The organism is Micrococcus cohnii (assembly GCF_014205175.1).
GTDB classification, from domain to species: Bacteria; Actinomycetota; Actinomycetes; order Actinomycetales; family Micrococcaceae; genus Micrococcus; species Micrococcus cohnii.
In genome coordinates this window covers 26,487-39,211 of the sequence record NZ_JACHNA010000001.1, presented here as the reverse complement: position 1 = coordinate 39,211, position 12,725 = coordinate 26,487, and the positions used below count along the sequence as shown (strand labels likewise).

10 protein-coding genes and 1 tRNA gene are annotated in these 12,725 nt (G+C 71.3%); 5 read left to right on the top strand and 6 right to left on the bottom strand.

Annotation, left to right across the window (positions count from 1 at the left end; genetic code table 11):
• Positions 1-3 precede the first annotated feature (3 nt).
• The 4 genes from HDA30_RS00155 to HDA30_RS00140 all read left to right on the top strand — a co-directional run bounded on the left by HDA30_RS00155 (position 4) and on the right by HDA30_RS00140 (position 3,833).
• On the top strand, positions 4-1,668 hold the full coding sequence (locus tag HDA30_RS00155) for a sensor histidine kinase (protein WP_184242207.1): 1,665 nt from the start codon (positions 4-6) through the stop codon (positions 1,666-1,668).
• A gap of 201 nt (positions 1,669-1,869) precedes the next feature.
• Positions 1,870-2,160 carry a WXG100 family type VII secretion target gene (locus HDA30_RS00150; protein WP_158495376.1) on the top strand — a complete coding sequence of 97 codons (291 nt, stop codon included), beginning with the start codon at positions 1,870-1,872 and terminating at the stop codon, positions 2,158-2,160.
• 69 nt (positions 2,161-2,229) lie between these two features.
• The gene (locus tag HDA30_RS00145; RefSeq protein ID WP_184240718.1) at positions 2,230-3,165 is read left to right on the top strand and encodes a DUF4031 domain-containing protein; all 936 of its coding nucleotides are present in this window, start codon (positions 2,230-2,232) and stop codon (positions 3,163-3,165) included.
• A 5-nt stretch (positions 3,166-3,170) separates the two neighbouring features.
• On the top strand, positions 3,171-3,833 hold the full coding sequence (locus HDA30_RS00140) for a TVP38/TMEM64 family protein (protein WP_262337652.1): 663 nt from the start codon (positions 3,171-3,173) through the stop codon (positions 3,831-3,833).
• Between the two features lie 86 nt (positions 3,834-3,919).
• Here HDA30_RS00140 and groL read toward each other — a convergent pair whose 3' ends face one another.
• The 3 genes from groL to HDA30_RS00125 form a co-directional block, all read right to left on the bottom strand.
• On the bottom strand, positions 3,920-5,557 hold the full coding sequence (gene groL, locus HDA30_RS00135; RefSeq protein ID WP_158495374.1) for a chaperonin GroEL: 1,638 nt from the start codon (positions 5,555-5,557) through the stop codon (positions 3,920-3,922).
• A 348-nt stretch (positions 5,558-5,905) separates the two neighbouring features.
• On the bottom strand, positions 5,906-7,162 hold the full coding sequence (locus HDA30_RS00130; RefSeq protein ID WP_184240717.1) for a LytR C-terminal domain-containing protein: 1,257 nt from the start codon (positions 7,160-7,162) through the stop codon (positions 5,906-5,908).
• A 6-nt stretch (positions 7,163-7,168) separates the two neighbouring features.
• On the bottom strand, positions 7,169-7,453 hold the full coding sequence (locus tag HDA30_RS00125; protein WP_158495372.1) for a DUF3263 domain-containing protein: 285 nt from the start codon (positions 7,451-7,453) through the stop codon (positions 7,169-7,171).
• 68 nt (positions 7,454-7,521) lie between these two features.
• Here HDA30_RS00125 and HDA30_RS00120 point away from each other — a divergent pair, with 68 nt between their 5' ends.
• The gene (locus HDA30_RS00120) at positions 7,522-8,199 is read left to right on the top strand and encodes a uracil-DNA glycosylase (protein WP_158495371.1); all 678 of its coding nucleotides are present in this window, start codon (positions 7,522-7,524) and stop codon (positions 8,197-8,199) included.
• 38 nt (positions 8,200-8,237) lie between these two features.
• Here HDA30_RS00120 and HDA30_RS00115 read toward each other — a convergent pair whose 3' ends face one another.
• The 3 genes from HDA30_RS00115 to HDA30_RS00105 all read right to left on the bottom strand — a co-directional run bounded on the left by HDA30_RS00115 (position 8,238) and on the right by HDA30_RS00105 (position 12,536).
• On the bottom strand, positions 8,238-10,112 hold the full coding sequence (locus HDA30_RS00115) for a threonine/serine exporter family protein (RefSeq protein WP_343059239.1): 1,875 nt from the start codon (positions 10,110-10,112) through the stop codon (positions 8,238-8,240).
• A 174-nt stretch (positions 10,113-10,286) separates the two neighbouring features.
• Positions 10,287-10,360: transfer RNA gene (locus tag HDA30_RS00110), tRNA-Val, on the bottom strand.
• A gap of 145 nt (positions 10,361-10,505) precedes the next feature.
• The gene (locus HDA30_RS00105) at positions 10,506-12,536 is read right to left on the bottom strand and encodes a S8 family peptidase (RefSeq protein ID WP_184240716.1); all 2,031 of its coding nucleotides are present in this window, start codon (positions 12,534-12,536) and stop codon (positions 10,506-10,508) included.
• Positions 12,537-12,725: the final 189 nt, after the last annotated feature.

The following is a 12,725-nucleotide window of genomic DNA, read 5'->3' as shown; positions in this document are numbered from 1 at the left end:
GTGATGGTCACCCCCCTGCACTCGCTGCTGCGCACCTGGCACGGTTCCTCGCTGCGCACCAAGCTGGTCGTGATGATCACGGGCCTGATGCTGCTCACCGTCGCCCTGACCGCCGTGACAACGGCGGCCCTGTTCCGTCAGGAGCTGGTGCGGCAGCTGGACAGTGACCTGGAGTCCAACCGGGACAACGTCTCGGTGTACCTGACCAGCGTCGAGTCGCAGGCGGACTTCATCGTCCCCCAGCACACGATCCTGCGCTTCTACGGTGAGCTCTGGGACAACGAGGGTCAGCAGCAGGTGAACACCCCCATCTCCCCGACGATGGACGGGCCGAAGCTGGACGCCCTCACCGCCGACGAGGCGGTCGCCCGCGGCTCGGAGGCCTTCGACGTGCCGGGCACCGCACCGGACTCGGATGGCTGGCGTGTGCGGCTCTACCGGCTCAACACGGGCGAGGGCACCGTCGCCGTCGCGCTGCCGCTGGAGACGGTGTCCTCGTCGGTGGAGCGCGTGACCACCCTGGTCGTCACGGTCGGGCTCATCACGACGGCCGGTGCGATCGCGGTGGCGAACATGGCGGTGCGCCACGCGTTCAAACCCTTGAACCGCGTGGACCGCACGGCCTCGATGATCGCGGCCGGTGACCTGTCCCAGCGCGTGGAGAACGCCCCGCCGGACACCGAGGTCGGTCGCCTGTCCCGTTCCCTGAACGCGATGCTCACGCACATCGAACGCGCGTTCCGCGACAAGGAACAGTCCGAGGCGACGATGCGCCGCTTCGTGCAGGACGCCTCGCATGAGCTGCGGACCCCGCTCGTGACGATCCGCGGCTTCTCGGAGCTGTACCGCCACGGCGGGATCACCAAGCCGGAGGACGTCGATGCGGCGATGGGGCGCATCGAGTCCGAGGCCACGCGCATGGGACAGCTCGTCGAGGACCTGCTCACTCTGGCCCGACTCGACGAGCAGCGCACCCCGGAGCACACGATCCTGGACCTGCGGATGCTCGGCATGGACGCCGTGCTCGATGCGAAGGTGAACGCGCCGGAGCGCGCGGTCACGCTCGTCGGCCTCGACGGGGCCCGCCCGGAGTCCGCGCCCGTGTTCGGCGACGAGGGCCGGATCCGACAGGTGGTGGCCAATCTGATGACCAACGCGCTGCGCTACACGCCCGAGGGCACACCGATCGAGCTGGCGGTCGGCACGGTGGACGTGCTCCCGGGCACGCAGGAGAGCTCGGGTCGCCCGGGGGGCGTGGGTCCCCACTCGGACGAAGGCTCGGTGCGGCACTCGGTCATCGAGATCCGGGACCACGGCCCCGGCGTCTCGGACGAGGACGCCGCACGCATCTTCGAGCGCTTCTACCGGGCCGACTCCTCGCGTCACCGCGAGACCGGCGGCACGGGTCTGGGCCTGGCGATCGTCGCGGGCATCGTGGCCCAGCACGACGGATCGGTGCGGTTCGAACCGACCGAGGGCGGAGGCGCGACCTTCTCGGTGCGCCTGCCGTGGTGCCCGCCGCCGGAGGACGAGGACGGCGAGGACGGCCCCGACGACGACACCGACGAGATGACCACCGGACAGGCCGACGGGGACGCCGCCGACGAGCCGACCCCGGGCGAGTACGGCAACGACGCGACGTCCCCGGCTGACGCAGATCGCCGCTGAGCTGCGTCACAGGTCCGTGCGCTCACCCCTGCACAGGGTCCCGGTCGCGCCCGGGTTCTCCCCAGCCTCCCGGGCAGCCGCCCGGTGGCGGACCCGCGGCCGCCTAGCGTGATCCCCGTCGGCCGCCGCAGCGACCGACGAGCAATCCGACACCGCCGTGGCCGCCCGAGGCGCCGCGGCCCACCGTGAGGGGGAACCACCATGTCCGTCGTCCACATCGACATCGATGACCTGCAGGCCAAGGGCTCGGCCGTCGAGGCGTCCATCGGCCGGCTGCAGAGCGAGGTCAACACCATGGAGGCCTCGCTGCGTCAGCTGCAGGACACGTGGCGCGGCCAGGCGTCGACGAACTTCCAGACCGTGCTGACCGACTGGCGCGCCACTCAGGCGCGCGTCGAGGAGTCCCTGGCGAATATCCGTCAGGCGATGAACCAGGCGGCCACGCAGTACCGGGACACCGAGCAGGCCAACGCCGGCATGTTCCGCGCCTGAGTCGCCGCACCGGCATGGGTCCGGCGCAGCCCGAGGGGGACGGGCCGCGCCGGGCCTACGCTGGTGCGCATGACCGTGCTCATCGACCCGCCCGCCTGGCCCGCCCACGGCACCGTGTTCTCGCATGTGGTCTCGGACGCCTCCCTCGACGAGCTGCACCGTTTCGCTGCAGCGACGGGCCTGAGCACGCGGGCGTTCGACCTGGACCACTACGACGTCCCGAAGCACCGCTACGACGAGCTGGTCGCCGCCGGCGCCACACCCGTCGACGGGCGGGAGCTGGTACGCCGACTGATCCGCTCGGGACTGCGCGTGCCGGCGCGGGCCCGCCCCGAGCGGGTCTCGACTGCCCTCCACCGACGCTGGGGGCGGCTCTGGGCACAGCACCTCCCCCGCGCCGATGCCGGGGCCGTGGACCGACTCGGCCGCGAACTGCTGCGCCGCTGGTCCCAACCGCACCGCCACTACCACGACCTGACGCACCTGAGCGCGGTGCTCGCCGCCCTGGATGTGCTCGAGCACGCGGGCACCCCGTTCGGTTCCGACCCCGCCGTGGTGCGGCTCGCCGCGTGGTTCCACGACGCCGTCTACGACGCGGACCCGTCCGCCCCCGCGGGCACGGACGAGGAGGCCTCCGCTCGGCTGGCACTCGACCTGCTCGATGAGGACGCCCTGCGCGTGCCCACCCATCAGGCCGCCGAGACAGCACGACTGGTCCGCGTCACCGCGGCGCACCGTCCGTCATCGAACGACGCCGCCGCGGCCGCCCTCTGCGACGCCGACCTGGCGGTGCTCGCCGGCCCTGCCGAGGACTACGAGCGCTACCGGGTCGCGGTCCGCGCCGACTTCGCCCACGTCGACGACGACGCATGGGCCCGCGGCCGCGCGCACGTGCTGCGGTCGCTGCTCGAGGCACCCACGCTGTTCACGACCGCGTACGGGCGAGCCAGATGGGAGGTTCCTGCCCGCGCGAACCTCGCCCGCGAACTCGAGGCACTGACATGAGGACCGTGGACACGCCGCCCTGGGGCGAATGGCTGCGCACCGCCGTGTTGACCGCCACCGTCGTCGCGATGGCCTGGCTGCTGCTCACCGTCGACCTGCCCGCCTGGCCCCAGCTGCGGGAGCAGATCGGCTCCTACGGCTGGGCGAGCTGGCTCGTCTTCGTCGGCCTCTATGCACTGGTGGCCGTCACCCCGATTCCGGTGACGGTGATGGCGGTGGCCGGCGGCGCGCTGTTCGGCTGGCTGCCCGGCCTGGTCCTGTCGATGATCGGGGTCGTCACCGGCTCCTGCCTCGGCTACGGGCTGGCTCGGCTGCTGGGCCGCCGGACCGTGGCACGACTGCTGGGCCGGTACGCCGAGACCATCACGACCCGGCTGCGAGCGGACGACGGGGTGCTGGCCATGTCGATGCTGCGGCTGATGCCCGGCGTGCCCTACTGGCCCGTGAACTACGGCGCCGGGGCGTTCGGCGCGCGGCTGCGCCCGTTCCTGACCTCCACGCTCGCCGGCTCACTGCCCGGGCAGGCCTCGCTGGTGGCGATCGGGGCGGTGCTCGACGCCCCCTCGGCCCTGACCGTGACGATCCTGGTGCTGTCCTGGCTGACGGTGCTCGCGCTCACGGCTCTCACGTGGCGGCGCTGGCGCGCCGAACGGACCGGGCACGGCTGAGGCCCGCCTCGTCGCCGCTCGGTCTCCGAGCCGCGATGAAGCGGGCCTCGCTCGTGGTGGGCGTGCGCCCGGTCGTCACCGACCGATCACATCATGCCGCCCATGCCACCCATCGGGTCCATGCCCTCGGCGCCCGCGCCCGGCGCGGCCTTCTCGGGCTTGTCGGCGACGACGGCCTCGGTGGTGAGGAACAGCGCGGCGATCGAGCCGGCGTTCTGCAGGGCCGAACGGGTCACCTTCACCGGATCATTGATGCCGGCCGCCAGCAGGTCCTCGTAGTCGCCCGTGGCGGCGTTGAGGCCGTGGCCGTCCTGCAGAGAGGCGACCTTGTCGGCCACGACCCCGGGCTCCAGGCCGGCGTTGTAGGCGATCTGCTTCAGCGGGGCCTGGATGGCGACCTTCACGATGTTCGCGCCGGTGGCCTCGTCACCCTCGAGCTGCAGGCCGTCGAACGCCTTCGAACCGGCCTGGATCAGGGCCACGCCACCGCCGGCGACGATGCCCTCGTCCACGGCGGCCTTCGCGTTGCGCACGGCGTCCTCGATGCGGTGCTTGCGCTCCTTGAGCTCCACCTCGGTGGCTGCACCAGCCTTGATGACGGCGACGCCGCCGGCCAGCTTCGCGAGGCGCTCCTGCAGCTTCTCGCGGTCGTAGTCCGAGTCGGTGTTCTCCATCTCGGCGCGGATCTGGGCCACACGGCCGGAGATCTGCTCGGCATCGCCGGCGCCCTCGACGATGGTGGTTTCGTCCTTGGTGATGACGACCTTGCGGGCGGTGCCCAGCAGGTCCAGGGTCGCGTTCTCCAGAGACAGGCCCACCTCCGAGGAGATGACCTGGCCACCGGTGAGGATCGCGATGTCGGCCAGCATGGCCTTGCGGCGGTCACCGAAGCCCGGGGCCTTCACGGCGACGGACTTGAAGGTGCCGCGGATCTTGTTGACCACGAGGGTGGCCAGGGCCTCGCCCTCGACGTCCTCGGCGATGATCAGCAGCGGCTTGCCGGACTGCATGACCTTCTCGAGGACCGCGACCATGTCCTTCACGGACGAGATCTTCGAGTTGACGATGAGGATGTACGGATCCTCGAGGACGGCCTCCTGGCGGTCCGTGTCGGTCACGAAGTAGCCCGAGAGGAAGCCCTTGTCGAAGCGCATGCCCTCGGTCAGCTCGAGGTCGAGGCCGAAGGTGTTCGACTCCTCGACGGTGATGACGCCTTCCTTGCCGACCTTGTCCAGGGCCTCGGCGATGAGGGAGCCGATCTGGGTGTCAGCGGCGGAGATCGACGCGGTGGCGGCGATCTGCTCCTTGGTCTCGATCTCGCGGGAGGCGCTCAGCAGCTCGGCGGTGACGGCCTCGACGGCCTTCTCGATGCCGCGCTTCAGGGCCATCGGGTCCGCGCCGGCCGCGACGTTGCGCAGCCCCTCGCGGACGAGCGCCTGGGCCAGCACGGTGGCGGTGGTGGTGCCGTCGCCCGCGACGTCGTCGGTCTTCTTCGCGACCTCCTTCACCAGCTCGGCGCCGATCTTCTCGTACGGGTCCTCGAGCTCGATCTCCTTGGCGATGGACACGCCGTCATTGGTGATCGTGGGGGCGCCCCACTTCTTCTCGAGGACGACGTTGCGGCCGCGGGGGCCCAGGGTCACCTTCACGGCGTCGGCCAGGGTGTTCAGACCCTTCTCCAGGCCGCGGCGCGCCTCTTCGTCGAATGCGATGGTCTTGGCCATGTGATGCCAGTCCTTTCTGGACGAATGGTTCCAACACGGGTGACCTGGCTCGATGCCCGCGACGGACGGACCGCCATCTCGGCGGCCCTCATCGGATCAGGTCGGCTCCGCTGGACCGTCGGCCGTGCGCCACCGGCGCTTCTGGCAGTCGACCCATCGGAGTGCTAACCCCATTATGAGCACTCTGTGCAGGAGAGTGCAAAAGGCTCGGCCCGGCGCACGCGAGGATCCGCTTCCGGCGGAACCCCGGGACGACGACGCCCCCGGCCGGGCCTCGAACGGCGGGCCCGGCCGGGGGCGTCCACGCGCTCCGGACCGCTCGGTCCGAGACGCGAATCCGGCGCGGAATCAGCGGAAGACGACGACCGCCACGCCGTTGATCTGCAGGTTCGGCGACTGCACGACGGGGTAGCCCAGCTCGGCGCCGACGGCCTCCGCGGTGTCCTTGAACTGCTCCTGGTTGTACAGGACGGTGGGGCGAGAGATGCCGTAGCCGCGCCAGTTGCGGGCCGCCACCTCGCTGAATCCGGCCGACTCGAGCCGGTCCGCATAGCCGGCCGCCAGGCCGCGCACATTGGTGCCGTTGAAGACGATCACCGGGCTCGACGCGGCTCGCGAGGACGGCGCGGAGCCCTCGGACCGCTGCGAGTCGTCCGACGACGCGGGGGTGCGGGACGGCTCGGGGCGCGAGGAGGACTCCCCCGCGCGGGACTCCTCGGCCTTCTTCGATTCCTCCGCCTTGCGCGAGGCCTCCGCCTTCTTCGACTCCTCCGCCTTGCGCGAGGCCTCCGCCTTCTTCGACTCCTCCGCCTTGCGCGAGGCCTCCGCCTTCTTCGATTCCTCCGCCTTCTTCGACTCCTCCGCCTTGCGCGAGGCCTCCGCCTTCTTCGATTCCTCCGCCTCGCGCGAGGCCTCCGCCTTCTTCGACTCCTCCGCCTTGCGCGAGGCCTCCGCCTTGCGGGACTCGTCAGCGGCGGCCTTCTCGGACGCTTGGAGGGCCGCCGCCGAGGACTCGGCGGCACGGCGGGAGCGGTCGGCGTCCGCGGCGTCGCCGGGCTCCTCCTCCGCGCGCTCAGCGGCGCGCGAGGACGCCGAGCCCTGCGGAGCCGCCGTCTGCGCCGGGCTCGACGAGTCCGCGGAACCGCCGTCGGACCCGCCCGCGGACTCGGACGACGGCGCCGCCGAGGCCTGGTCCTCTCCTGCGGCGCCCCCGGCCGCCGCGCCGGCAGCGCCGCCTGCCGCGGCCTCACCGTCGGCCGACTCGCCCTCACGCTCAGACCCGGCCTGGGACGAGGCGGAACCGGCCGGCTCGCTCATCCCCGATTCCTCCACCTGCGCCCGGCTCGACGATGCCGCGCTGCCGTCGGCCTTCTCATCGCTCGAGGCGGACGACTCCGAGGAGCTCGCCGTCGGCGCGTCGTCCTTCTGCATCGACGGCAGCACGACACCCACGAACAGGCCGATGAGGACGGCCAGGGCCGCCGCGATCATCAGGGGCTTCAGCAAGGAGCCGCCCGCGGCGACCGGCGCGTAGTGCTCGCGGTGGCTGCCGCGCTGGTCCGTGTACTCCGGAACGTCGTCGAATCGGTCGGGCGTGTAGGCCATCGCGGATCAGTTCTCCTGGGAGGGGGAAGGCTGGAGGGACGGGGACGGACGCACCGCGCGACGCCGCGTGCCGCGCATGGCACGCAGCCGCTGGACGAGCAGGGGCCGGTACGCCATCGAGGCCTGCCGGTCGAGCAGGGCGTTCAACACCTGGTAGTACGCCGTCGGCGTCAGGCCCGTGCGGTCCCGGATCGCCCGGTCTTTGGCCCCGGAATAGCGGAATCGCTGCTCCTCGAGCCGGAGGATGGCACGCTCCTGCTCGGAGAGCTGATCACGGGAGGCCGACGACATGCCTTCTACTGTACGTCCGCCCGGTTGTGCGGCCTCGCACGGCGCGTCCGCCTCGTTAGCCTGGGCGCATGCAGCTGATCGAACCCCTCGAGGCGGGCTGGGCCCGCGTGTTCGCCGATCATGAGGCCGCGTTCCAGGCCGTGGGCAGGCAGGTCCAGGCTCGGCGTGCGGCCGGTCAGCAGGTGCTGCCGGCTCCAGAACACATCCTGCGCGCGTTCCGGCAGCCGTTCGACGAGGTCACGGTGCTCATCCTCGGCCAGGACCCGTACCCGACGCCCGGCCACCCGATCGGGCTGAGCTTCGCCGTCGACGCCGACGTTCGACCGCTGCCCCGCTCGCTGGCGAACATCTACCGGGAGCTGGCCTCGGACACCGGGATCACCCCGCCGGCGCACGGTGACCTGACCGCGTGGACCAGGCAGGGCGTGCTGCTGCTGAACCGCTGCCTCACCGTCACCGCTGGCGAGGCGGGCGGCCACCGCGGCCTCGGCTGGGAACAGATCACGCAGACAGCCGTCGAGGCACTCGCCGCACGTCAGACTCCTTTGGTCGCGCTGCTGTGGGGCGCGGACGCCCGCCGCATGGCGCGGCTGCTGCGGTCGGCCGGGGCCGGCGTCATCGAGTCGCCGCATCCGTCACCGCTGAGCGCGCACCGCGGCTTCTTCGGCTCACGCCCGTTCACCCGAGCGAATGCCTGGCTGAGCGAGCACGGTGCCGAGCCGATCGACTGGCGGCTGCCCGCCTGACCGCCTGCCGGAGCGTCCGACCGGCCCGACCGCGGCGCTCACCGCTGGTGCACCACCATGGCCGCGGGCCGACGTGCGTTCTCGAAGAACCGGTCGGTGATGGGTCTGGCGAGCGTGTCTCCCAGAGCGACGCCCGCCGCGATCGCGATGATGATGACGAACGCGTTGAAGATGCCGGCGACGCCGAGCAGGGTGCTGTCCGTCTCCACGGTGAACCCGTACAGCGAGCGGAAGATCGCCAGGCCCGGCAGCAGGAACAGCGTGCTCGAGAGCACCACGACGATGCTCGGGTACCCGAGGCGCACGGCGAACATGCGCCCGACGAACCCGACGACCGTCGCGGCGGCGGCCGGGGTCAAACGGGAGCCGGCGCCGATGGCGTCGAAGAACTCGTAACTGAGAAAACCCAGTGCGGAGACGAATCCCGAGGCCAGCATGGTGGTCCACTTGGCCTGCATGATGATCGCGTGCGTCATCGCGGCGACGGTCACCAGCACGAGCACGACGACGGCGGCGACCTTGCCCTGCGGCTCCTCGGCGAGGTCGAGCGGCGGGAACCCGAGCATGTCGGCGCTGACCACGCCGATCATGATGCCGCCCATGATGCCTACGTAGACCAGCATCGCGGAGACGAGTCGTCCACCCGCGGTGAGCGGGAAACCGTGGATGGCGTCCTGCACCGCCATCACGAATCTCGCGGTCGGCAGCAGCACGAGGATGCCTCCGGCCACCACGACGGACGGGTCGAGCGGCATGTCCGCCGCGTGCAGTCCCAGCGCGATCACCGTGGCGAAGAACGCGCCGGCGACGGTGCTGAAGATCTCCGGCAGCCCCCGGTTCTCGAGGAACACCGCGAGGCCGAACACGATCCAGGTGGAGACCATGCCCACTCCCGCGCCGAACCAGTTGCCGCCGATGAACGGCACGAACGCACCGGCCATCACGCCGGCCGCGACCACCTCGGCCCACCCCGGATAGGGCTTGGGGGTGCGGCGGATCTCGACCAGGCGCCGCTGGGCCTGAGAGCGCGTGATGTCGCCATCGGCGATCTGCTCGACCAGGCGGTACAGGGCGCCCAGCCCGGCGAAGTTCGTGCTCCAGTTCCGCACGACGCGCTGGAGCGTGTAAGGCACCTCTCCGCGTGAGGAGTCCGGGGCGTAGTTCAGAGAGATCGCCTGATTGGTCAGGTCGATCTCGGTCTCGTGGATCCCGAAGGACTGGGTGACGACGATGATCGAGGACTCCACGTCCATCGAACTCGCACCGAAGCGGAACATCGTCTCGCCGAGCTTGAGGGCGAAGTCGAGAGTGGTGCGGGCCTCGACGGCGGCGTCGTCGGCTTCACGGGCCGTGCGCACCCGCGAGCGGACCCGACTGCCGTAAGAGGAGGCGCTCAGGCGGCCGGCCAGGGCGATCGCCTGCGTCGGCAGGGACTCGTCGTAGACGGCGCGGCCACGGTCCTTGCCTTTCGCCCCTCGCCGCAGGCGGCCGCGGCGGTGGCGCTGGTGCTCCTGGGTGGCGGCGAACACCGAGGTGGGGATGGGGTCCGTCTGCGGCGTGCCGCTCAGCGGCGCGTCCGGCAGGGTCTGCCCGCTGACCGGAGGGGGCATGACGACGTCGGGGCGCACCGTCTCCGCCGGGGGGCTCTGGTCGAGAACGAGCGAGGCGTCCGGGACCGGTTCGGCGTCGGGAACCGGTTCGACGTCCTCGGCGGCGAGCACCGGGAGCTGACCGTCGGTCCCTGACTCCCCGGCGTCGTCGTGGGCGGACCGGATGAGGGGAATCTGGGAGACCTCGACCGTGGGCTCGGTGGGCTCCGCATCGAGTCGCGGCTCGAAGGGTTCCCGTGACTCCGACACCCCTGCGCCGTTGTCTGCGGCCAGACGGTGCTGCTGCTTCATCTCATCAGACACGATCGCCTCCTCGTCGTCCGCGGGGTCGGTCGGCGGACGCCGCCGAGTCGGGAAAATTACATCATGACGGACCTGAGGACGCCCTGATGAGCCGCGTCGGTGTCCGCACATGCGCCAGAGGCAAGCCAGAGACGACGCAGGCCCCGTCCTGATCGGACGGGGCCTGCGGGGCGGTGGATCTTACTGGACTCGAACCAGCGACCTCTCGCGTGTGAAGCGAACGCTCTAACCAACTGAGCTAAAGATCCGTGGGATCGGGGCGACGCCCGAACAACTCGAGCAATGCTACACCACGCCCGAGGAGGACGCCAGCCGCCGATGGGCGACGAACGCCGGCGGCGTCGCAGCTGATGCGACCCCGCCGGCGTTGTCCACCTCAGGTGGGACGCGACGTCAGTTCACGGCCACGTCATCCACCCGGAACGTGGTGGCGTCGAAGTAGTCCTCCTGGCCGACGAAGCGCAGGGTCACGGTCTTGCCCGCGAAGTTGGACAGGTCCACGGACTCGGACGAGTAGTCGCCCGCGTCCAGGTTGGAGTGCGACCCGAGCGTGTACGTGCCGAAGTAGCCGTCCTTGACCTGCACGCGCAGGGTGTCGCGCTCGGAGTACTGCGTGGTCTCCTCGGTGTCGACCTGCACGTTGTAGCTGAGCTGGCCGCCCTCCTCGGGCACCTGGATCTCCTGCTCGATCACGGCGGTGTTCGACCGGCCCTGACCGTTGAGCTCAGCGAAGTGCGTGCCGGAGAGGGCCTGGTCGCCCTCGGCGACGAAGTCGGCGGGGTTGCCCGTCCAGCCCTCGGTCCCCTGCTCGAAGCCACCGTTGGTCACCACGCCGTCAACCGGCTCCGGGTCCGGAGTGGGCTCGGGGTCCGGATCCGGCGTCGGCTCCGGGTCGGTGCCGTCGGAGGCGCCGAGCGTCGCGGCCGCGTCGACCAGGCCGGCGCCGCAGCCCTCGGGGCACTCACCCGGGATCGGGCGGGCGTTCTCCTTGAGCTTGGCCTCGACCTCAGCCGGGGACAGCTGGCCCTGGGCCGCCATCAGCGCCGCGACGCCGGCGACGTGCGGGGTCGCCATCGACGTGCCCTGGTACTCGGCGTGGCCCGGGCCCTGCGGCGAGGTCTGGCCCGTGTCCACGGTCGAGAGGATGCCGCCGCCCTGGGTGCGGGTGTCGCCGCCGGGCGCCGCGACGTCCACGGCGTCGCCGTAGTTCGAGAAGTACGAGCGGTTGCCCGACTTGTCGGTCGCGCCGACCGTGATCACGTTGTCGCAGCTGGCCGGGCGAACGTTGGCGGCGGGCTGGTTCTCATTGCCGGCCGCCACGACCACCGAGGTGCCCTGCTGCACGGCGAAGTCGATCGCCTGCTGGTAGGTGGAGCCGCACATGCCGCCGCCGCCGAGGGACATGTTGATGACATCGGCCGGGTTCTCGTTCCGCGGCACACCGGGCACGTCGCCGCCGGCCGACCAGATGATCGCGTCGGTGATGTCAGACAGCGAGCCGCCGCACTTGCCGAGCACGCGCACCGGCTGGATGGTCGCGTCCGGGGCCACGCCCACGACGCCCTCCGAGTCGGTCGCGGCGGCCACGGTGCCGGCCACGTGCGTGCCGTGCCACGACGAGCCCGATCCGGTGCCGGAGCCGCACTCGCCGCCCTGGAACCAGTCACCCTCGTCCTGCGGGTCCGAGTCACGGCCGTCGCCGTCCCGGGCGCCCTCGGCGCGGGAGATGAAGTCATAGCCGCCCTGCACGTTCGGGTCCAGGTCGGGGTGCGACACAATGCCCGTGTCGAGCACCGCAACGGTGGCGCCCTCACCGGTGGTCTTGTCCCACGCCGGCGGCACGTTCATGCCGTTCTCGCCGTGCAGGCCCCACAGCTGGTCGTACAGCGAGTCCTGCGGCTCCAGCAGCGGCGAGGCGGAGGAGTCCTCACGGTTGATGGTCATCATCACGTCCGGCTCCACCGACTCCACGCTGGGGTCGGCCTCGACCTGACGCATGAACGCCTCGGCGTCCTCGCCCTGGAGCTTCTTGTCGGCGGTGACGACGCGGGCACCGGTGGCCATCTGGCGCTTCTCCTGAACCGAGACGCCGGCCTCGCGCGCGGCCTGGCCCCAGGCCTGAGCGCGGCCCTTCTCGGTGGCCGCCGCGGAGGCGCCCTCCTTGTAGGTGACGATGAACTGGTCGTAACCGTCAGCGTTCGGGTCGACCTGGACGTCCTGCGCAGCGACGAGCCCGTGCAGCGGCGACGCGGCGCCCTTGGACTCGGCGGCCTTGGTCTCGGTGCCCTTGGACTCGGCGGCCCCGTCGACCGCACCGGCGGTCAGCGGGGCGGAGGCCAGGGCGGTGCCGGTCAGGACGGCCGCGGCCAGGGCGGCGCCGGCGCGGCGCGGGCCGGTCGCGCGGACTTCGTTGATGTTCGCCATGTCTTCTTCTCCTCTTGGGACGGTGGAGGGGATGGATGGTCCACCAGTGTCTCGACGGGACCGACTCGCCTCGGCGAGCCCCCGGGTCTCGTCAGGTGGCGGCGACCACGCTAGGGCCGAGTTGTCCCACAACAACAGTGCGTCCAGGAATGTTTAGCCGATCGGCCGAAACGTCGACCGAAGCGACGG

Coding starts and splice junctions, on each gene's coding strand:
- HDA30_RS00105 (WP_184240716.1), bottom strand. CDS start 12,536: ATGGCGAACATCAACGAAGTCCGCGCGACCGGCCCGCGCCGCGCCGGC.
- HDA30_RS00145 (WP_184240718.1), top strand. CDS start 2,230: ATGACCGTGCTCATCGACCCGCCCGCCTGGCCCGCCCACGGCACCGTG.
- HDA30_RS00130 (WP_184240717.1), bottom strand. CDS start 7,162: ATGGCCTACACGCCCGACCGATTCGACGACGTTCCGGAGTACACGGAC.
- groL (WP_158495374.1), bottom strand. CDS start 5,557: ATGGCCAAGACCATCGCATTCGACGAAGAGGCGCGCCGCGGCCTGGAG.
- HDA30_RS00155 (WP_184242207.1), top strand. CDS start 4: ATGGTCACCCCCCTGCACTCGCTGCTGCGCACCTGGCACGGTTCCTCG.
- HDA30_RS00150 (WP_158495376.1), top strand. CDS start 1,870: ATGTCCGTCGTCCACATCGACATCGATGACCTGCAGGCCAAGGGCTCG.
- HDA30_RS00125 (WP_158495372.1), bottom strand. CDS start 7,453: ATGTCGTCGGCCTCCCGTGATCAGCTCTCCGAGCAGGAGCGTGCCATC.
- HDA30_RS00120 (WP_158495371.1), top strand. CDS start 7,522: ATGCAGCTGATCGAACCCCTCGAGGCGGGCTGGGCCCGCGTGTTCGCC.